20 protein-coding genes are annotated in these 19,078 nt (G+C 72.2%); 10 read left to right on the forward strand and 10 right to left on the reverse strand.

Annotated features, from left to right (window positions below):
- Positions 1-18: 18 nt before the first annotated feature.
- From ABC270_RS15775 to ABC270_RS15790, 4 genes are all read left to right on the forward strand, one after another.
- Positions 19-1,683 (forward strand): DHA2 family efflux MFS transporter permease subunit, encoded by a 1,665-nt coding sequence (locus tag ABC270_RS15775; protein ID WP_412881674.1) that lies wholly within the window; start codon positions 19-21, stop codon positions 1,681-1,683.
- Between the two features lie 103 nt (positions 1,684-1,786).
- A complete protein-coding gene (locus ABC270_RS15780) occupies positions 1,787-2,260 on the forward strand; it encodes a MarR family winged helix-turn-helix transcriptional regulator (RefSeq protein ID WP_412881675.1) in 474 nt (157 codons plus the stop codon).
- A gap of 21 nt (positions 2,261-2,281) precedes the next feature.
- Positions 2,282-2,704: an organic hydroperoxide resistance protein gene (locus ABC270_RS15785; RefSeq protein ID WP_412881676.1), complete on the forward strand. Its 423-nt coding sequence runs from the start codon at positions 2,282-2,284 to the stop codon at positions 2,702-2,704.
- Between the two features lie 24 nt (positions 2,705-2,728).
- Positions 2,729-3,703 carry a zinc-binding dehydrogenase gene (locus ABC270_RS15790; RefSeq protein ID WP_412882109.1) on the forward strand — a complete coding sequence of 325 codons (975 nt, stop codon included), beginning with the start codon at positions 2,729-2,731 and terminating at the stop codon, positions 3,701-3,703.
- Between the two features lie 57 nt (positions 3,704-3,760).
- Here the strand turns inward: ABC270_RS15790 and ABC270_RS15795 are convergent, their stop codons facing one another.
- The 5 genes from ABC270_RS15795 to ABC270_RS15815 all read right to left on the reverse strand — a co-directional run bounded on the left by ABC270_RS15795 (position 3,761) and on the right by ABC270_RS15815 (position 9,147).
- Entirely contained in the window at positions 3,761-5,530 is a 1,770-nt protein-coding gene (locus tag ABC270_RS15795) for a chloride channel protein (protein ID WP_412881677.1), read from the reverse strand.
- Between the two features lie 192 nt (positions 5,531-5,722).
- Positions 5,723-6,172 (reverse strand): MarR family winged helix-turn-helix transcriptional regulator, encoded by a 450-nt coding sequence (locus tag ABC270_RS15800; RefSeq protein WP_412881678.1) that lies wholly within the window; start codon positions 6,170-6,172, stop codon positions 5,723-5,725.
- Between the two features lie 21 nt (positions 6,173-6,193).
- Positions 6,194-6,898 (reverse strand): DUF4396 domain-containing protein, encoded by a 705-nt coding sequence (locus ABC270_RS15805; RefSeq protein ID WP_412881679.1) that lies wholly within the window; start codon positions 6,896-6,898, stop codon positions 6,194-6,196.
- A gap of 135 nt (positions 6,899-7,033) precedes the next feature.
- Positions 7,034-8,491 carry a sugar porter family MFS transporter gene (locus tag ABC270_RS15810; protein ID WP_412881680.1) on the reverse strand — a complete coding sequence of 486 codons (1,458 nt, stop codon included), beginning with the start codon at positions 8,489-8,491 and terminating at the stop codon, positions 7,034-7,036.
- Between the two features lie 146 nt (positions 8,492-8,637).
- Positions 8,638-9,147 carry a hypothetical protein gene (locus tag ABC270_RS15815; protein WP_412881681.1) on the reverse strand — a complete coding sequence of 170 codons (510 nt, stop codon included), beginning with the start codon at positions 9,145-9,147 and terminating at the stop codon, positions 8,638-8,640.
- Between the two features lie 92 nt (positions 9,148-9,239).
- Between ABC270_RS15815 and ABC270_RS15820 the strand changes: the two genes are divergently transcribed.
- On the forward strand, positions 9,240-10,154 hold the full coding sequence (locus ABC270_RS15820; protein ID WP_412881682.1) for a LysM domain-containing protein: 915 nt from the start codon (positions 9,240-9,242) through the stop codon (positions 10,152-10,154).
- 84 nt (positions 10,155-10,238) lie between these two features.
- Here the strand turns inward: ABC270_RS15820 and pgi are convergent, their stop codons facing one another.
- From pgi to ABC270_RS15845, 5 genes are all read right to left on the reverse strand, one after another.
- A complete protein-coding gene (gene pgi / locus ABC270_RS15825; protein WP_412881683.1) occupies positions 10,239-11,945 on the reverse strand; it encodes a glucose-6-phosphate isomerase in 1,707 nt (568 codons plus the stop codon).
- A 230-nt stretch (positions 11,946-12,175) separates the two neighbouring features.
- Complete coding sequence (locus tag ABC270_RS15830; RefSeq protein WP_412881684.1) at positions 12,176-13,186, reverse strand: nitronate monooxygenase; 1,011 nt, start codon at positions 13,184-13,186, stop codon at positions 12,176-12,178.
- 105 nt (positions 13,187-13,291) lie between these two features.
- Positions 13,292-15,532 (reverse strand): heavy metal translocating P-type ATPase, encoded by a 2,241-nt coding sequence (locus tag ABC270_RS15835; protein ID WP_412881685.1) that lies wholly within the window; start codon positions 15,530-15,532, stop codon positions 13,292-13,294.
- Positions 15,529-15,747 (reverse strand): heavy-metal-associated domain-containing protein, encoded by a 219-nt coding sequence (locus ABC270_RS15840; RefSeq protein WP_412881686.1) that lies wholly within the window; start codon positions 15,745-15,747, stop codon positions 15,529-15,531. Before ABC270_RS15840 ends, ABC270_RS15835 begins: the two co-directional genes overlap by 4 nt.
- 30 nt (positions 15,748-15,777) lie before the next feature.
- Complete coding sequence (locus ABC270_RS15845; RefSeq protein WP_412882110.1) at positions 15,778-16,080, reverse strand: metal-sensitive transcriptional regulator; 303 nt, start codon at positions 16,078-16,080, stop codon at positions 15,778-15,780.
- Between the two features lie 132 nt (positions 16,081-16,212).
- Between ABC270_RS15845 and ABC270_RS15850 the strand changes: the two genes are divergently transcribed.
- The 5 genes from ABC270_RS15850 (at position 16,213) to ABC270_RS15870 (ending at position 19,078) form a co-directional block, all read left to right on the forward strand.
- Entirely contained in the window at positions 16,213-16,779 is a 567-nt protein-coding gene (locus tag ABC270_RS15850) for a hypothetical protein (protein ID WP_412881687.1), read from the forward strand.
- A gap of 9 nt (positions 16,780-16,788) precedes the next feature.
- Entirely contained in the window at positions 16,789-17,946 is a 1,158-nt protein-coding gene (locus ABC270_RS15855) for a helix-turn-helix domain-containing protein (protein ID WP_412881688.1), read from the forward strand.
- A 187-nt stretch (positions 17,947-18,133) separates the two neighbouring features.
- Positions 18,134-18,583, forward strand: a complete 450-nt coding sequence (locus tag ABC270_RS15860; RefSeq protein WP_412881689.1) for an Asp23/Gls24 family envelope stress response protein — start codon at positions 18,134-18,136, stop codon at positions 18,581-18,583.
- Positions 18,576-18,767, forward strand: a complete 192-nt coding sequence (locus ABC270_RS15865) for a DUF2273 domain-containing protein (RefSeq protein WP_022902999.1) — start codon at positions 18,576-18,578, stop codon at positions 18,765-18,767. Before ABC270_RS15860 ends, ABC270_RS15865 begins: the two co-directional genes overlap by 8 nt.
- Positions 18,764-19,078, forward strand: a complete 315-nt coding sequence (locus tag ABC270_RS15870) for a hypothetical protein (RefSeq protein WP_412881690.1) — start codon at positions 18,764-18,766, stop codon at positions 19,076-19,078. Before ABC270_RS15865 ends, ABC270_RS15870 begins: the two co-directional genes overlap by 4 nt.

Here is a 19,078-nt window from a genome sequence, read left to right on the forward strand (position 1 = left end):
GATCTCAGGAGGCACCGCATGAGCACCCCCCACCCGGAGCACACCGCGACCCGCTCGGACCACGCCGGCCACCCCGACCGCCGTCGCTGGGCCGGCCTCGTCGTGATCAGTGTCGCCGTGTCCCTCATCATCGTGGACTCGACGATCGTGAACGTCGCGATCCCCAGCATCGTCCGTGACCTGGACATCGGCTCGACGGCGGTGCAGTGGGTGCAGGAGAGCTACACCCTGGTGTTCGCCGCGCTCCTGCTCGTCTTCGGCTCGCTCGCCGACCGGCTCGGGCGACGCCTGCTCATGGTGACCGGCGTGATCGTGTTCGCGGCGGCGTCGGTGCTCGCCGCGCTCGCACCGAACGGTGAGCTGCTCGTGCTCGCCCGCATCGCCCAGGGCGTCGGCGGCGCGATGGTCCTCCCGACGACGCTGTCGCTGGTCAACGCGAACTTCACCGGTCGCGAGCGCGGCATCGCGTTCGCGGTGTGGGGCTCGACGATCGGGGGCATGGTCGCCGTCGGGCCGCTGCTCGGTGGGTGGCTCACGACGTCGTTCTCGTGGCGCTGGGCCTTCGGCATCAACATCCCGCTCGGTGTCGCCATCGTCGTGTGCGCGTTCCTCTTCGTCCGCGAGTCCCGCGACGCGGTGCACGCCGGCAGGATCGACGTGGTCGGCGCGGTGCTGAGCGTCGTCACGAGCGCGTCGCTCGTGTTCGGCTTGATCGAGGGCCGGACCTACGGCTGGTGGACGAACGCCGAGCGGCTGCGGATCGGGGACTGGAGCTGGCCCGGCCCGCTCTCCCCCATCCCGTACGCGTTCGCCCTGACGGTGGTCGCGGGCGTGCTGTTCGTGCGCTGGACCCTTCGACGGCAGCGAGCCGGCCGCTCGACGCTCATCGCCCTCGACCTGTTCGGCATCGCGTCGTTCCGCGGCGGTTCGGTGGCGGCGCTCATCGTGTCCCTCGGCGAGTTCGGCATCATCCTGTCGCTCCCGCTCTGGCTGCAGAACGTGCTCGGCTACTCGGCACTGCAGACCGGCTTCGTGCTGCTCGCCCTCGCCGTCGGGTCCTTCGTGGCGAGCGGGTTCGCCGCGACGGCCGGGCAGCGCATCGGCGCACTCCGCATCGTGCGCCTCGGCATCGGCGCGGAGATCGTCGGCGTCGCGGCGGTCGGGTTCGTCGTGTCGTCGTCGACCCCGTGGTGGGCGATCGTGCCGTGCCTCTTCGTGTACGGCTTCGGCGTCGGCCTCGCCACCGCGCAGCTCACCGGGGTCGTGCTCCAGGACGTCCCCGTCGAGCGCAGCGGCGAGGCCTCGGGTGCGCAGAGCACGGCACGCCAGATCGGGTCGGCGCTCGGCATCGCGGTGCTCGGCACCGTCCTCTTCACCTCGACGAACACGCTGCTCGAACACCGACTCGAGGACGCGGGGACCCCGACCGCGACCGCCTCACAGGTGGCCGACGCGGTGGTGACGTCGTCCGGCGGCACGATCGCGGGGCTCCGGGGGCAGGACCCCTCGGCCGCGGACGCCGCCGCCGAGGCGTTCAGCGACGGCACCCGTGCTGCAGCGTGGTCCGCCGCCGGCTTCCTCATATTCGGCCTGGCGGCGACGCTGCGCTTGCGGAGTCGCCCCGAGGACGCGGACGCGACCGCGCCGGACGACGCATCCGCGACCGCCGTCGCGACCGACTGACGGACGGGAGGCGCGGGTCAGCCCCGCCCCGCGCCTCCCGTCCGTCACCGTGCGCCCGTCCAAATCAGTTGTGCGCAACTGAGTTGCGTGCAACACTGTTGGCATGCCCGTGACCGACGAGATGGTGTGCTTCTCGCTGTACGCCGCCTCCCGCGCGACGACCCAGGCGTACCGCTCCATGCTCGAACCCTGGGGGCTGACCTACCCGCAGTACCTCGTGCTGGTCACCCTCTGGATCGAGGGCGACCAGACGGTCTCGTCCCTCGGCGACCACCTGCAGCTCGACTCCGGCACCCTGTCGCCGCTCCTGCGCCGCATGGAGCAGGCCGACCTCGTCCGCCGCGAACGCCGGAGCTCCGACGAGCGTGTCGTCACCGTCACCCTCGGAGACCGCGGTCACTCGATCCGTCCCGAACTCGCGCACATCCCGGCGCGCATCGCGCAGGGCATGGGACTGCCGGACGAGCAGGCCGCGCTCGAGCTCATCGGCACGCTCCAGCGACTCACCGCGACCATGCACGCCGCAGCCGCGCCCCGGGCCGACGAGCCCACCGGCGCGGCACAGCAGCAGCACTGACCCCACGAAGGAAGGAACCCCATGGAAGCCCTCTACACCGCCGAGGCCCTCTCCACCGGCGCCGGCCGCGACGGCCGCGTCGCGACCAGCGACGGCTCGTTCGCACTCGACCTCGCGATCCCGAAGGAGATGGGCGGGTCCGGCAACGGGACGAACCCGGAGCAGCTGTTCGCCGCCGGCTACGCCGCCTGCTTCCACTCCGCCCTGCAGGGTGTGGCCCGTGCGCAGAAGGTGAAGATCGCCGACTCGTCCGTCGGTGGCCGCGTGCAGATCGGGCCGAACGGCAACGGTGGCTACCAGCTCGCCGTGCTGCTCGAGGTCGTGCTGCCCGGCCTCGAGCACGACCAGGCCCAGGCCCTCGCGGACGCCGCCCACCAGGTCTGCCCGTACTCGAACGCGACCCGCGGCAACATCGACGTCACCATCACCGTCTCGGAGGACTAGTCCGTGAGCACCACCCCCACCACCATGCGCGCCGTCGTCCACCACGAGTTCGGCGAGCCGGCCGACGTGCTGACCGCCGAGGAGCGTCCGGTCCCCACGCCCGGCGCCGGCGAGGTCCTCGTCCGCACCGTCCTCTCGCCCATCCACAACCACGACCTGTGGACCGTCCGCGGCACCTACGGCTTCAAGCCCGAGCTGCCCGCAGCCTCCGGCACCGAGGCACTCGGGGTCGTCGAGGCCCTCGGCGAGGGCGTCACGAACCTGTCCGTCGGCCAGCGCGTCGCGGGCGGCACCTTCGGCGTCTGGGCCGAGTACTACGTCGCGAACGCCGCCGGTCTCGTGCCGGTGCCGGACGCGATGACCGACGAGGACGCCGCGCAGCTCGTGTCGATGCCGTTCAGCGCCATCAGCCTCCTGCACTCGCTCGACCTGCACGAGGGCGACTGGCTCATCCAGAACGCCGCGAACGGTGCGGTCGGCCGCATGGTCGCGCAGCTCGGCAAGGCCCGCGGCATCAACGTCGTCGGGCTCGTCCGTCGCGCAGCCGGCGTCGAGGAACTCCGCGAGCAGGGCATCGACCGCATCGTCGCGACCGACTCGGACGACTGGCAGGACCAGGTCCGCGCGATCACCGGCGGCGCACCGATCGTCGCGGGCGTCGAGTCCGTCGGCGGGAAGGCCGCCGGGGACATCGCGAGCGTGCTGGGCGAGAACGCCACGCTCGTCGTGTTCGGCGCCATGGCCTCCCCCACGCTCGAGATCCCGTCGGGCAAGGTCATCTTCGGCCAGCTCACGGTCAAGGGCTTCTGGGGCGCGGTCGTCAGCAAGACCATGGACGCGCCGCTCAAGCAGCAGCTCTTCGGTGAGCTCATCTCGCGGGTGCTCGACGGTTCGCTGACCCTCCCGGTCTCCGAGGTCTTCCCCTTCGAGCAGGCACGTGACGCGGCTCGCGCCAGCGACACCGCCGGACGCGTGGGCAAGGTGCTCCTGCGCCCGTAGCGCACACAGCAGACGGACGGGAGGCTCGTGGCGAATCCGCCACGAGCCTCCACTGCGTCAGGTGGCGGGCACCAGTGCCCGCAGCGCGTCCGCCTGACCCAGCCAGCCGACCGGTCGGCGGTCCGCGTCGACCACCGGCAGGCCGGCAGTGTCCGCCGCCTCCACGACGTCCTGCACGACGGCGTCGAGCGCAGCACCGACCGGGACAGCCGTCACCTCGGCGGTCACGTCGAGCACCGGGCGGTCTGCGACGTCGACGTCGGTGAGGACGGCATCGCCGACCGAGCGGGCCGACACCACACCCGCGAAGCGCCCCTCGGCGTCCACCACGACGACCGGTGCACCGCCGCCGGACTCGACGGCCGCGAGAGCCTCGGCGGCGGTCGCGGTCACCGGCACGAGCGCGCCGACCGGCCGCGCCGCACCACCGACCGTCGTGCCGGTCGACCGTCGGGCCGGGACCGCCGAGTCGGTCAGGTCGACGCCGCGGCGACTGAGCTTGAGCGTGTACACGGTGTCGCGCGAGAGCACCTTCGACACCGCGGTCGCGATCACGACGGCCACGACCACGGGCAGCACGAGCGCGTAGTCCCCGGTCAGCTCGAAGAGCATGATCCCGGCCGTGATGGGTGCCCGCGTCGAGCCGGCGAAGACCGCCCCCATCCCGACGACCGCGAACGCCCCGACCTGTCCGTGCAGTGCGGGGTCGATCGTCGTCGCGACCTCGCCGAAGGCCGCACCGACCATGGCCCCGATGAAGAGCGACGGCGCGAAGACCCCGCCGGAACCGCCGATGCCGAGGGTCAACGAGGTCGCGAGCACCTTGCCGACCACGAGCACGGCGAGGAACCCGAGCGCGTACTGCCCCGCCACGCCGTGCTCGAGCACCGGGTAGCCGACGCCGTACATCTGCGGGAGGGCGAGCAGCAGCAGGCCGAGGAGCAGCCCACCGACCACGGGCCGCAGCCACTCGGGACCGCGGGTCGCCCGCCAGAGCAGGTCGCACGCGTCCTCGACGAGGTACAGCACCCGGGTGAACCCGATGCCGATCGCTCCCGCGACGAGCCCGAGCACCGCGAAGAGCAGGTACTCGGGCGGCGCGATGCCACCGATCGCCGGGAGGTGGAGGAACGCCGAGTCACCGAACGCGGCGCGACCCACCAGGGCGGCCGTGACGCTCGCGATCGCCACGGCACCGAACGACGTCGGCGTGAAGTCACGCAGGAGGAGCTCCAGCGCGAAGAAGACCCCGGCCACGGGAGCGTTGAACGTCGCGGAGATCCCGCCCGCCGCGCCACAGGCCACGAGCGTCTTCAGACGGACCTCGGGCATCCGCATCCACCGACCGATCGTCGACCCGAGGGCCGAGCCGATCTGGATGATCGGTCCCTCACGGCCGACCGACCCGCCCGCGCCGATGCAGATCGCACTCGCGAGGGCCTTCACGACGGCGACGCTCCCGCGGATCCGACCGCCGTTCCGGTCGACCGCGAACATGACCTCCGGGACGCCGTGCCCGCGGGCCTCCCGGGCGAAGCGGTGGATGAGCGGACCGTACAGCAACCCGCCCACCGCCGGCGCGAGGACCACGAACCCGGCGCCGAGCCACGGGACCCAGGGGTTCGCCGGGTGCCCGGTGGTCGCCGCGTAGTCGGCGTGCCCGCTGAAGACCCAGGTGGCGTGCTCGATCAGCCAGCGGAACACGACCGCGGCGAGCCCGGCCCCGGCGCCGACGACGAGCGCGGGGACGGCGAGCCGGACGGCGGCACCACCGAAGCGGGTGCCTGCGGCGTGCAGGTGGGATCGAGCGGGGGCGGATGTCGACACGGTCCTCCATCAGTTGTACGAACACAACGATTGTACGCATGCAACTGTTGGACGTCGAGGGGGTGCACGGCCGTCGACGAGCTGGAACGGAGGCAGCGTGCGATGGTGGGAGTCGTCCGCGCCGGCATCGGGTCAGCCGCGCCGGCATCGGGTCAGCCGCGCCGGCTTCGGGTCAGCCGCACCGGCGCCGGGTCAACCGCCGAAGGCGGAGACCTCCTCGGGCAGGGGCTCGTCCATCGCCGTCCGGAGCGCCCGCATGCCCGCGATCACCGTCTGCCGCTCCGCCTCGGGCACCCGCTGCAGCACCTCGGCGAGCTCCCGGCGCCGTCGGGCACTCACCTCGTCGACGAGCGTGCGACCCCGGTCCGTCGCAGCGACGAGGACCTCACGCCGGTTCGCGGATCCGGGTCGACGCTCCACCCAGCCGCCCGCCACGAGCCGGTCGACGTTGCGCGTCAGGGTCGACGGGCCGACCGCCAGGCGCTCGGCGAGGTCACCGGCGCGGGTCGGACCCAGCGTGGTGACGAGCACGATGAGCCGGAACTGGGGCACGGTGACGTGCTCGAGCGCGGTCGTGAGCGATCGTGCGACGACCCCGAGCAGCCCCCGGGACGCCGCGAGCACCTCGTCGATGTCGGCCATGCCCACCATCCTCGCAGCCGCTCACATCGCCTCCTTGATGCCGCGGCGGACGAGCCAGGCGTTGACCGGGTAGGCGCACACGAAGCCGGCGACCATCGCGAGCTGCATCGCCACCCAGAACTCCGGCGAGAAGACACTCGCCCGCCCGCCGAACACCGCGGGGAACACCAGGAGCTGCCACACCGCCATGAGCCCGTACATGCCGATCTGCCACGCGACGATGCTCAGCGTGTCGGCCTTGAGCGCGGCGACCAGGCCCGCACGCACCCCGAGCCCGCGCATCGGGGCGATCGCGAAGTACTGGAAGCCGATGCCGAGCAGGTACGCGAGCACGAAGTCCACCACCCACCCGGCGATCATCCGGTCCTGGTACAGCGAGCCGAGTCCGACGAGCGCGCCGATCGCAGGGAACCAGGCGAGCCCGAAGTCGCCGATCAGGTCACCGAGGGCACACCCTGCGCCGCAGTGGCTCGTGTCGATCGCCGTGCCGGCCCAGTGCCCGTGGTCCGGTGCCGTCGCCCGACCCCGCCGCAGGTAGAACACCAGCCAGACGACGCTGCCGAACAGCATCGTCAGCGGCCAGACGAGCCCCATCACGCGCATGTGCGGCGGGTGCCGGACGACGTCGACGGCGACGAACACCGCGCACCCGACCGCGACGACCAGCAGCAGCGCGCAGACCGTGGTCAGCGCAGCGGGGAAGGCCGGGACGCCGAGTTCGACCACGCGTCACCTCCTCGACTTGTACGGGTACAACGACGGGCCGAGCCTACGGTCGGCTCGGCCCGTCGTTCTCAGCCGGGTGGGGGACGACGCCAGGCACGGTGCCAGCCGGCACCGCGCCTGGCGTCAGGCTGGTGATCAGGCGCGCGTGTGCTTCTTGTCGACCACGAAGATGTTGCCGGTGGTGACGCCCTCCTCGACCTCCTCCAAGGTGCGGCCGCGGCTCTCGGGCACGAACTTCCAGATGAAGAGCAGGGCGAGGACGCCGACGATCGCGAAGCCGAAGAACGTCCCGGTGATGCCGGTCGCCGCCACGATCGTCGGGAAGTAGAGCCCGAGGAAGGCGTTCGCGATCCAGAGGCAGAACACCGAGATGCCCATGCCGAGCGCGCGGATCTGCGTCGGGAAGATCTCGGACAGGATCACCCACGTCGCGATGTTGAGGAACGTCTGCATCGAGCCGACGAACGCGACGACGAGGAACAGGATCACCCACGGACGGGCCGGGTTGCCCTGCACCAGGGTCATCGAGGCGATGCCGATCAGGAAGTGGCAGACGGTCGTCAGCGAGTACCCGAGGATCAGCGTGGTCCGTCGGTTGATCCGCTCCATGTTGCGGATCGCGATGACTCCACCGATCACGGCGATCACACCCGGGGCGATGTTGGCGATGAGGGCCGCCTGCTCCTGGAACCCGGACTCGATGAGGACCGTCTGGCCGTAGTACATGATCGAGTTGATGCCGGTGAGCTGCTGGGCGACACCGATGCCGGCACCGATGAGCACGATGCGGATGAGCCACTTGTTGCCGAGCAGGGTGCGCCACCCGCTCTGCCGGTGGGCCTTCGCCTCGAACTCGTTCGTGCGCTTGATGTCCTCGAGCTCGGCGGTCGCGCGCTCCTGGGAGCGGACCTGTCGGAGCACCTCGAGCGCCTCGTCGTTGCGGCCCTTCGACGCGAGCCACCGCGGCGACTCCGGCACCCGGAGCATGCCGACGAACAGTGCGATCGCGGGGAGGGCGCAGACGGCGAGCATCACGCGCCAGACGCCGCCGCCCTCACCCCAGAGGCTCCCGATGACCGCGTTCACCACGAAGGCGGCGAGCTGTCCGATCACGATCATGAGCTCGTTGCGGCCGGACAGCGACCCACGGATCTCGTAGGGCGCCAACTCGGCGAGGAACACCGGGACCACGGTCGAGGCCCCGCCCACCGCGAGCCCGAGCAGCACTCGACCGACCACGATCACACCGAACGACGGCGAGAAGACGCAGATGAGCGTGCCGACGAAGAAGGTCACGGCGAGCAGGATGATCGTCTTCCGGCGACCCCATCCGTCCGCGACCCGACCGCCGAGCATGGCACCGATCGCGGCACCGAACAGCAGCGAGCTCGTGACGACGCCCTCGGTGAAGTTCGTCAGACCGAGCTCGGCCTTCATCGGGTTGAGGGCACCGTTGATGACACCCGTGTCGTACCCGAAGAGCAGGCCACCGAAGGTGGCGACGAGGGCCAGGACGCCGAGGCGGCGGCGGTGCGGCCCCTCGCCGACGGGGGGCAGTGCGACAGAGGGTGCTGTCGGCTTGATGTCGACCATTCGGTGACTCCTTCGTCCGTGATCGCGCTTCATCGCGTGCAGCGATCGTAACTCGGATCCATGTCCTGTCAATCAGTCATACTGTCGTTCCGACGTTTGGATCGGTCCACGAAACCCCTGGTCAGCGTCGGAGCGGTCCAATCCGGTCACTCGACGGACGAACCGCTACCCGCCCGCTCGTCGCCGAGCACGTCCCCCAACGAGGCCATGCCGGCGCCGTGATCGGTGTAGCGACGGACTGTTCGACGCGCGGCGGCACTCGCGGCTCCGGCCAGCTTGGGGTCGCGCCGTGCGGCGTCGGCGACACGGCCGGCGTGGCCCGCGGTGGACAGCAGGACGTTCGCGAGCGCGCGGGCACCGCCCTGCTCAGGGACCCCGGCGATCGACCACGCCGAGCGGACCTGCTCGTCCGGACTCACGCCGCGGCGGGTGCCCATGCGGTGCCAGTCCGAGAGCGCGCCCTCGGTCCGGTCGGCAGCCCGCGCAGATTCGTCCGACCGCCGACGTGCAGCATCCCGTGCGGCGTCGTCGGCCAGGGCGTCGCGCGCGGCGATCGACTCGGCCCGCGCCCGGGCGGCGGCGTCGTCCCCGCCCGACTCGGCGATGCGGGCGGCGTGTGCGGCCGCGGCGGCGGCGAGGATCTCCGATCGGTCCATGCCCTCGACGCTAACGCCTGCGGCCGACAGGGCACGACCGGTTCGCGTGCGCGGCTCTCCCCCGGTTAGCATCGCGCGGGAGGGGGAACACGATGAGGACTGCACCGAGGGTCACCGCCGCGCTGGGGCTCCTGACGATCGGCATCGTCGCACTGAGCGGCTGCGCCCTGCTCCGTGGCCCGGACCCGGTGCCGATGCCGACCCGCTCGGCTCCGTCGGGGAGCCCGTCAGCGACTCCGACCGCCACGCCCGACGAGTCGTCGGCCGAGGCACTGCTCGAGGCATCGGCGCACCCGCGCACACCCACCCCCGAGCCGACCGAGGCCGCCGCGCCGGCACCGACGCTGAGCCGGATCGCCGCCGGCACGGTCGTGGCGGAGGGTGACGTCGCGTCCCCCCTCGGCAGCGTCCACTTCCACTTCCGCATGGTGTCCGACGGCGACGACACGTTCTCCGCGCAGTACTCCGGCTTCACGTCGACGCTCCCGGTCCCGGTCTCGGTCTCCCTGTTCGAGAAGCCGCGGGCGGTCGGCGACGGTCTCACGTACACGGGCGTCGGCGACCACCAGCTCGGCGGCGCGACCGCGGCACCGGGGTCCTCGGCGACCGTGCCGCTCGACGGCTCTGGCGTCGACCCGTCCGGTCTCACCACCCTCGTCACCTACTCGTCCGCCGGCCCCGACGCCGCGGTCCCGGTCGAGCTCGGCCCCGGCAAGGTCCTCGCGGTCACGACGGTCCGTTGGTCGGTCCCTGCGCGGACGACGAACGTGCGGCCGGTCGACGGCGGCGCCCGGGCGAACGCGTCCGGGACCGTCACGGCGACGACCCCGAGCGGCGCCCCGAAGTCGTACGTCGTGGCGCCGGACGACCTCATCGGCGACGTCGCGGCGCGGTTCGGCATCAGCGTCCGGGCCCTGGTGTGGCTCAACGAGGGCGTGCAGGTGTTCGGCGACGACCAGTACCTCTACGAGGGCACGACCCTCAACCTCGACCCGCTGGCGCGCTGACCGCGCGGCCGACGCGGCCACACGACGGACGGGAGGCCCGTGGCGGATCCGCCACGGGCCTCCCGTCCGGTGTCTGGTCACGTGCTACTTGCGCAGCTCCAGGTACTTCGCGATGAGCGCCTTGGTCGAGGAGTCCTGCTCGTCGAGCACGGCCTGGTCGCCCTCGACGGCCGGGGTGACCTGCAGCGCCAGCTGCTTGCCGAGCTCCACGCCCCACTGGTCGAAGGAGTCGATGCCCCAGATGGTGCCCTCGGTGAACACGATGTGCTCGTAGAGCGCGATGAGCTGCCCGAGGACGCTCGGCGTGAGCTCCGGCGCGAGGATCGACGCGGTCGGCTTGTTGCCCGGGAAGGTGCGCGCGGCGACGATCCCCTCGTCCGTCGTGCCCTCGGCGCGGACCTCGTCGGCGGTCTTGCCGAAGGCGAGCGCCTTGGTCTGCGCGAAGAAGTTCGCGAGGAACAGGGTGTGCACGTCGGTGCCCGGCTGGACGCCCTTGCCGTCACCGGTCTCGTCGGTGAGGGGCCGCGGCGGGTTGGCGATCGTGATGAAGTCGGCCGGGATCAGGTTCGTGCCCTGGTGGATGAGCTGGTAGAACGCGTGCTGGCCGTTCGTGCCCGGCTCGCCCCAGAAGACCTCACCGGTGGAGGTCGTCACCGGGCTGCCGTCCCAGCGGACGCGCTTGCCGTTCGACTCCATCGTGAGCTGCTGCAGGTAGGCCGGGAAGCGGTGCAGGTACTGCGTGTACGGCAGCACCGCGTGGCTCTGCGCACCGAGGAAGTTCGAGTACCAGACGTTGAGCAGCCCCATCAGGACGGGGACGTTCTGCTCGAGCGGCGTCGTGCGGACGTGCTCGTCGACGGCGTGGAACCCGGCGAGGAACTGCTCCCAGTTCTCCTTGCCGATCGCGACGACCACGGCGGTGCCGATGGCGGAGTCGACCGAGTAGCGGCCGCCCACCCAGTCCCAGAAGCCGAAGGCGTTCTCCGGGTCGATGCCGAACGCGGCGACCTTGTCGAGGGCGGTCGAGACGGCGACGAAGTGCTTCGCGACCGCGTTCGACTTGTCCGCGTCGGAGCCGTCGGTGAGCCCGAGGCGCTCCCAGAGCCACTGGCGTGCGAGCCGGGCGTTGGTCAGGGTCTCGAGCGTACCGAAGGTCTTCGACGCGACGATGAAGAGCGTCGTCTCCGGGTCGAGGTCTGCGGTCTTCTCGTAGATGTCCGCCGGGTCGATGTTCGAGACGAAGCGGGCTTCGAGCCCCGGCTGCACGTACGGCTTGAGGGCTTCGTAGACCATCACGGGGCCGAGGTCGGAGCCGCCGATGCCGATGTTCACGACGGTCTCGATGCGCTTGCCGGTGACACCGGTCCAGGCGCCGGAGCGGATCTGCTCGGCGAACGCGTACACCTTGTCGAGCGTCGCGTGCACGTCGGCGTCGACGTCCTGCCCGTCGACGACGAGCGCCGGGGAGGCACCGGCGGGGCGACGGAGCGCGGTGTGCAGGACCGCGCGGTCCTCGGTGACGTTGATGTGCTCGCCGGCGAGCATCGCGCGGAAGCGCTCGGCCACGCCGGTGTCCTCGGCGACCTGCAGCAGGTTCGCGAGGATCTCCTCGGTCACGAGGCCCTTCGACAGGTCGACGGTGAGGTCGGCGGCCTGGAACGTGTACTTCGCAGCACGCTCGGGGTCGCTGTCGAACCACCCGCGCAGGTCCGGGGTGAAGCCGTCGGCGATGGCGGCGAGCTTCTTCCAGCCGTCGGTCGATGTGGGGTCGACGGGAGCGGATTCGGTCACGAGGGGTCCTCCTGGATCACGTGGGAACACAGTCCGCCGGTCACCGCAGCGCTGCGTCGCGGACCACGTTCGAGCGTAGTGCCGTGACGGTGCGCCCGCGCACAGTCCGCGTTCGCTGTGGACGGACCGTTCGAGCGACGCGCCGGTGCAGGAAGCAGCCGCTCCGGTCCGGGGCGCGACGCACCCCCACCCAGGCGCGACGTGCCCCGCTCGGGCGCGACGTGCCCCGGTCACGCGAGCAGCGCCTCCAGGGCATCGGCGACCGGCCCGTCGGAAGCGGCACGCCAGGCACGACCGGCCCACAGGTGCAGGCGGTGCGGGTCGCCGCTCGCGGCGGCCTCGGTCCGGATGGGCCGCGTGAGGTGGTGCAGCGCCGGGTAGCCGAGCGGTGCGTCCGGGTGCGAGCGGGTGAAGGCGTTCGCGAGTGCGCGGGCCGGACGGCCGGTGAACGCGCGGGTGAGGACGGTCCGGTCGAACGCCGCGTCCACGAGCGCCGCCCGGTGCGTCGACGACGTGCCGGCCTCGTCGGTCCGCAGGACGGCGGTGCCCACGGCGACCGCCGACGCACCGGCCGCGAGCTGGTCGCCGACCTCCTCGGACCCGCCGATGCCGCCGGCGGCGACCACCGGCAGCGTCGTCGCGGCCACGACCGAGCGGACCAGGTCCGTCAGCGGCACCGCGCGCACCGGCGACCGGGGGTCGAGCACCGCGGAGTGCCCGCCGGCGGCCTCCCCCTGCACGAGCAGGGTGTCCACGCCCCGCTCCGCCGCCGCGATCGCCTCGGCCGGGTCCGTCACGGACTGCACGGTGACGACGCCGCGTCGCCGGAACGCCTGCACGACCGACGTGTCGGGCAGTCCGAACGTGAACGAGACGACGGGGACAGGGTCGTCCAGGAGCGCCGCGACCTTGTCCGACCAGGCGTCGTCGTCCTCCCGCAATGGTGGCAGCGGGCGGCCGGACTCCTGCTCCAGCTCGCCCCGGTACGCGTCGTACACGTGGGGGCTGATCGGCACCGGGTTCGGCACGAAGAGGTTCACGCCGAAGGCCTCGACGCCGGCTTCGCGGACCGCCGCGACGTGCGAGGTCAGGGCGTCGACCGTCTGGTAGCCGGCGGCGAGCTGGGCGAAGGACCCGGCCCGGGCCGCGGCGACGACGAGGTCCGGAGTGCTCGGTCCGCCGGCCATCGGGGCGACGTGGACGGGCGCTGCGGTACCGAGGGCACCGGGCAGGGAACGCATGCGCCCATCCTGCCGCGGCAGCCTCCGATGCGACGGTCGGGCCGACACCGTGCCGCGACCACGAGCGCTCAGGCCGTCGGCCGGCACGTCCGCGACCGCGACCGCTCAGGCCGTCGGCCGGAACCGACGCAGCCGCAGGCTGTTCGTGACGACGAACACCGACGAGAACGCCATCGCCGCACCCGCGAGCACAGGGTTGAGGAGCCCCGCCATCGCGAGCGGGATCGCGGCCACGTTGTACGCGAACGCCCAGAACAGGTTGCCCTTGATGGTGCCGAGCGTCGCCCGCGACAGCCGGACGGCGTCGGCCACGACCGTGAGCCGACCGCTGACGACGGTGATGTCGCTCGCTGCGATCGCCGCGTCCGTCCCGGCGCCCATCGCGATGCCGAGGTCGGCCGCCGCGAGCGCTGCCGCGTCGTTCACGCCGTCGCCGACCATCGCGACCACGCGTCCCTCGGCCTGCATCCGGCGCACGGTGTCGAGCTTCGAGGCGGGGGTGGCCCGGGCGTGCACCTCGTCGATGCCCACGGTGTCCGCCACCGCCCGTGCCGCACCGTCGTTGTCGCCGGTGAGCAGGACGGGGTGCAGCCCGAGTGCTCGGAAGCGCTCGACCGCCACCGCCGACTCGTCCTTCACGGTGTCGCCGACGACCACCACACCGAGGGCCCTCCCGTTGCGGGCGACGACGACCGCGGTGGCTCCGCCATCTTCGGCGCGTGCAACGGCGTCGACGGTCTCGGCCGGGACGTCGACCGCCCAGGCGTCGCGCAGCCAGTCGAGGCCGCCGACGACCACGGCGTCGCCGTCCACGACGGCCTGCACACCCGCGCCGGGGGTCGCCACGAAGTCGTCGGCCCGGCGCACCGTGGCGCCGCGGTCCCGCGCGGCAGCGACCACAGCGCGGGCCACGGGGTGCTCGGAACCGTCCTCGACGGCGGCGGCCAGCGCGAGCAGGTCGGTGTCGCTCAGCGCCGGTCGCTCCGCGCCGCTCGCGGGCACGACCGCCCGCACCGTCATCGCACCGGTCGTCACCGTCCCGGTCTTGTCGAGCACGATCGTGTCGACCGTCCGGGTGCGCTCGAGCACCTCGGGGCCACCGATGAGGATGCCGAGCTGCGACCCGCGGCCGGTCCCGACGAGCAGGGCCGTGGGCGTCGCGAGCCCGAGTGCGCACGGGCAGGCGATGATGAGCGTCGCCACCGCAGCGGTGAACGCCGCCGTGAGGGAGCCGCCGAGGACGAGCCACCCGACGAACGCCAGCAGGGCCAGCCCGATCACCACGGGCACGAACACCCCGGACACCCGGTCGGCGAGCCGCTGCACGTCGGCCTTGCCGGTCTGGGCCTCCTCGACGAGCCGACCCATCCGGGCGAGCTCGGTCTCGGCGCCGACCGCGGAGATCGTCACCTCGAGCCGACCGCCGACGTTGACGGTCGCCCCGGTGACGTGGTCACCCGTCCGGACCTCGACCGGGACCGCTTCGCCGGTGAGCATGCTGAGGTCGACCGCCGACGATCCCGCCCGGACGACGCCGTCGCTCGGGATGCGCTCACCCGGCCGGACGACCACCACGTCGCCGACGCCGAGGGACGACACCGGCACGCGGACCTCGGCGCCGTCGCGGAGCACGGACGCGTCCTTCGCCCCGAGCTCGAGCAGCGCCCGCAGCGCCGCCCCCGACTCCCGCTTCGCGCGGGCCTCCATGTACCGCCCGGCGAGCACGAAGACCGTCACGGCCGACGCGACCTCGAGGTACAGCTCGGTCCCCTCCGGATCGGCCGCGAACCACGAGAACGACATGTGCACGCCCGGCATCCCGACGTCGCCGAGGAACAGTGCGTACAGCGACCACAGGAATGCCGCGGCCACGCCGACGCTGACGAGGGTGTCCATCGTCGCGGCGCCGTGGCGCGCGTTGACCCACGCCGCACGGTGGAACGGCAGGGCGCCCCAGACCGCGACCGGCGCGGCGAGGGTCAGCGCCGCCCACTGCCAGTTCGGGAACTGCAGGACCGGCACCATCGAGAGCACGACGACCGGCAGGGCGAGCACGGCCGACACCACGAGACGCCGGCGGAGCAGGGTCGTCTCGTCACCGGCCGCCGGTGCCTCCTGCGCCGACTCGGGCGGGGCCGGCACCGACGCACCGTAGCCCGCCGACTCGACCGTGGCGATGAGCCGGTCGACGCCGACGTCGGCGGCGTCCTCGACGGTGACCTGCGCCTTCTCGGTGGCGTAGTTGACCGTGGCGGTGACCCCGGGCAGCTTGCCGAGCTTCCGCTCGATGCGGTTCGCGCACGAGGCGCAGGTCATGCCCGTGATGTCGAGCTCGACGGCGCTCACGACCGCACGACCTCGTACCCCGCTTCCGCGATCGCGCCGCGGAGGGCGTCACCGTCGACAGGTGCGTCCGAGGTCACGGTGACGGACGACGAGCCGCCGGGCACGAGGTCGACCGCGACGCCCTCCACGCCGTCGACCTCGGTGAGTTCCTCGGTGACGCTCATCACGCAGTGCTCGCAGGTCATGCCGGTGACGAGCAGGGTCTGGGTGGTCATGCTGGTTCCCTCCATCGGGTTCGGTCGGTCTCAGGAGCGCACGAGGCGGGCGATCGCGTCGCTCGCCTCCCGCACTTTCTGCTCGGCGGCGTCGCCGCCCTCGGCGACGGCCTCGGCGACGCAGTGCCCGAGGTGGTCCTCGAGCAGGGACAGCGCCACGCGTTCGAGTGCACGGTTCGCGGCGGAGATCTGGGTGAGGACGTCGATGCAGTAGGTCTCGTCCTCGACCATGCGCGCGATGCCGCGCACCTGGCCCTCGACGCGGCGGAGCCGCTTGAGCAGGTCGTCCTTGTCGCCGATGTACCCGACGTGGGCGTGCGTGTCCTCGTGCATCGTTCCTCCGTCCACGGCAACAGGGTACCCCCCTGGGGTATTCCGTATCACGGGACCAGGGGGCGCGACACCCGGACTGGAGGCACGGATCACCTTCCTGCGCCGGCCGCCGGTCCGCTAGGTTCCGGTCTCGTGCAGCGTCTCTCCCCCGGTCAGCGTTGGGTCGTCGGCCTCGGCGCCTTCGCCCTCGTCCTCCTCGTCATCGGCATCATCGCGGTCGCGGTCGGTCTCCACACCGTGGGCGAGACCTGCTCGGACGACGGCTTCGAGACGCCGTGCCCGGGTGACGGCTCGGGTGTCGTGTGGGGCGGCGTCCTCGCGGTCATCGGCCTGCTGCACCTCGGTCTCACCGGGCTGGCCGGCGCGCTCGTGTGGACGTCGACGCCGACAATCGGGCCGAAGCCCCTCCGCGAGGAGTTCCACGTCTTCACGATGGGCGACCTCGCCGGGTCGGCGGCGCAGGACGCGCTGTTCGGCCGGATCTTCCGTGCGACCGAGGACGTCGTCCCCGGCTGGCGCTTCGAGGACGGCGCCTCCCGTCCGGGCGGTCCGGAGGACTCGATCGTGGGCTCGGTCCTCCACCTCGACGCCGAGTGGCAGCTCGCCGTCCTGGACCGCCGTGCGGGCGCGGGCGTCCGGAGGGTGCAGGTCGAGCTGGTGTCCGGTGCTCGGGCGTGGATCTTCACCCCGATCGTGTAAGCAGTCCGCATGAGCACCGCGTCCAACGGGTTCCGGAAAGCGCGGTACACGCACGACGACGGCACCGACTACGGCACGATCTTCACCGCCGAGTACGCGGGGCGCGAGTTCGCGAGCGACACCTACGCGACGCCGGACACCCGGTACGAGTACACGGTCGTGGGCGACGACGACCTCACCCTCCGCTCGATGCGCGCCCTCGGTGGACGCCGGGGCGGTGTGATCGGGCCGCGCACCGACCACGTCGTCTTCTGGCTGACCGAGGGCGAGCTCGAGATGCACTTCCCCGACCGCACACGCGTCGTCCGGCCGGGGACGCCGTACATCGCGTCCGCTTCGGAGGCGTACCGGTTCGAGTCGTCGGGCACGGTGTACCACGGCATCCACGTCGCCGACTCGTTCCTCCGGGAGGTCGGACGCCAGCTCGGCTTCCGGCTGCCCGACGGCCCGCTGCTCTTCGACCAGCAGGACGAGGCGATCGCACGTCGCGAACCGCTCCGTCGGCTGCTCCGTGAGCTGCAGTGCTCCCTGTTCGACGAACGCGTCACGGGGCCGATGCGGACGGCCCTCAACCGTCGACTGGCGACCGTCGTGCTCGACACGTTCCCGCTGCGGAACCGCGGCGAGGACGTGCCGGTCGCGAACCGGCTGCGGGACGCCGTGCGGTTCATCGAGGAGCACGCCGCGGAACGCCCGTCCGTCGCCCGGATCGCGGAGTCCTGCGGGCTGAGCGAACGCGGTCTGCAGGAGGTCTTCGCCCGGACGATGGGGACGACCCCGCGCCGGTTCCTGCGCGACCACCGGCTCGACCGGGTCCGGCACGAGCTCCTGCAGGGCGACGCCCAGACCGTGTCGGCCGTGTCCGTCCGGTGGGGGTTCACCAACCCGGGGCGGTTCGCACGCGACTACCGGGAGCGCTTCGGCGAGGACCCCGCCGCGACGCTCCGCGACCGGTCGAACGCACGACTGCGTCTCGCGTTGGCGTTCATCGAGCAGCACGTCGACGGCCGCCTCACGGTGGCGCGCATCGCCGAGGCCGCCGGCGTCCGCCCACGCCGACTCCAGCAGCTGTTCCGCGCCGAACACGGCACCACCCCGACGGCCTACGTCGCAGCGGTCCGGCGCCGTTCCGCCGCCGATCCGGTTCGCGTCGACGCGACGCACTGAGACAGCCGGTTCCCGCGCTCCACACGTCGCTGTCCCCCGGTGGGGTACAGCGGAGGATACGCTCCGCGACCGTTCCTGGGATTTGCCTGACTTCTCTCAGTCGGCCGTGACGAGGTTCGGTGGTGCCCCGTCTCATCCGTGAACAGCAACCGCTGGGAACGCCCGGCGGGACACGGAAGGAGCAACCATGGCTGACACCACGACCACCTCGACCACCACCACGCCGCGGACCGCCGCAACGGGCTCGACCAGCACCTCCGGCAAGACCACGATCGACGACACCGTCGTCGCGAAGGTCGCCGGCATCGCCGCCCGTGAGGTCAACGGCGTGCACTCGCTCGGCACCGGTGCCGCTCGTGCGATCGGTGCGATCCGCGACGCGATCGGCCAGCGTGACTTCGGCCAGGGCGTCAAGGTCGAGGTCGGCGAGAAGCAGGTCGCCGCTGACGTCGTGATCGTCGCCGAGTACCCGGTGGCCCTCCAGCAGGTCGCCGACGGCGTCCGCTCCGGTGTGGCGCGTGCCCTCGAGCAGATCGTCGGCATGGAGGTCGCCGAGGTGAACGTGACCGTCCAGGACGTCTACATCCCGGGTGACGACGACGACAACGACGACAAGAAGGAGTCCCGCGTTGAGTAACACACTCGTCGGCGCACTGATCGGCGCCATCCTCGCCGTCGTCGCACTCCAGTTCGGCTTCTGGGGCTTCGTCCTGGTCATCGTGTTCGGTGCGATCGGGGCCCTCGTGGCCGCGATCAGCTCGGGCAAGATCGACCGTGGCGCCCTGACCGACGTGCTGACCGGACGTCGGAGCTCCCGGTGACCGCCGGCCCGGGCGTGCCCGGCCGCGTCGAGGTCACCGCCCGGGCTCTGAACTCGCTCGCGCGGGCCGTCGCAGCCGAACGGCTCGGCGCCCCCGCCAAGCGGGTCCGGGTCGGACTCGGCGACACGGCCGGGGCCCTGACGATCGACGTCGAGAGCCCCGTCCGTGCGCAGGACGACCTCGTCACCGCCGCCGGCCGCGCTGCCGGAGACATCCGCGACCGTGTCGCTGCCCTCACGGGCCGCCGCGTCGGCTCCACCCACATCGAACTCACCGGCATCGTGCACGACCACGATGGTCGGGTCCGCTAG

Source organism: Curtobacterium phoenicis, assembly GCF_047238015.1.
Classification (GTDB): Bacteria; Actinomycetota; Actinomycetes; order Actinomycetales; family Microbacteriaceae; genus Curtobacterium.

What these genes read in the sequence shown, in the direction of transcription:
- ABC270_RS15810 (WP_412881680.1), bottom strand. Translation starts at nt 8,491, where the DNA reads ATGGTCGACATCAAGCCGACAGCACCCTCTGTCGCACTGCCCCCCGTC.
- ABC270_RS15815 (WP_412881681.1), bottom strand. Translation starts at nt 9,147, where the DNA reads ATGGACCGATCGGAGATCCTCGCCGCCGCCGCGGCCGCACACGCCGCC.
- ABC270_RS15775 (WP_412881674.1), top strand. Translation starts at nt 19, where the DNA reads ATGAGCACCCCCCACCCGGAGCACACCGCGACCCGCTCGGACCACGCC.
- ABC270_RS15855 (WP_412881688.1), top strand. Translation starts at nt 16,789, where the DNA reads ATGAGCACCGCGTCCAACGGGTTCCGGAAAGCGCGGTACACGCACGAC.
- ABC270_RS15840 (WP_412881686.1), bottom strand. Translation starts at nt 15,747, where the DNA reads ATGACCACCCAGACCCTGCTCGTCACCGGCATGACCTGCGAGCACTGC.
- ABC270_RS15780 (WP_412881675.1), top strand. Translation starts at nt 1,787, where the DNA reads ATGCCCGTGACCGACGAGATGGTGTGCTTCTCGCTGTACGCCGCCTCC.
- ABC270_RS15830 (WP_412881684.1), bottom strand. Translation starts at nt 13,186, where the DNA reads ATGCGTTCCCTGCCCGGTGCCCTCGGTACCGCAGCGCCCGTCCACGTC.
- ABC270_RS15790 (WP_412882109.1), top strand. Translation starts at nt 2,729, where the DNA reads ATGCGCGCCGTCGTCCACCACGAGTTCGGCGAGCCGGCCGACGTGCTG.
- ABC270_RS15845 (WP_412882110.1), bottom strand. Translation starts at nt 16,080, where the DNA reads ATGCACGAGGACACGCACGCCCACGTCGGGTACATCGGCGACAAGGAC.
- ABC270_RS15800 (WP_412881678.1), bottom strand. Translation starts at nt 6,172, where the DNA reads ATGGCCGACATCGACGAGGTGCTCGCGGCGTCCCGGGGGCTGCTCGGG.
- ABC270_RS15820 (WP_412881682.1), top strand. Translation starts at nt 9,240, where the DNA reads ATGAGGACTGCACCGAGGGTCACCGCCGCGCTGGGGCTCCTGACGATC.
- ABC270_RS15860 (WP_412881689.1), top strand. Translation starts at nt 18,134, where the DNA reads ATGGCTGACACCACGACCACCTCGACCACCACCACGCCGCGGACCGCC.
- ABC270_RS15785 (WP_412881676.1), top strand. Translation starts at nt 2,282, where the DNA reads ATGGAAGCCCTCTACACCGCCGAGGCCCTCTCCACCGGCGCCGGCCGC.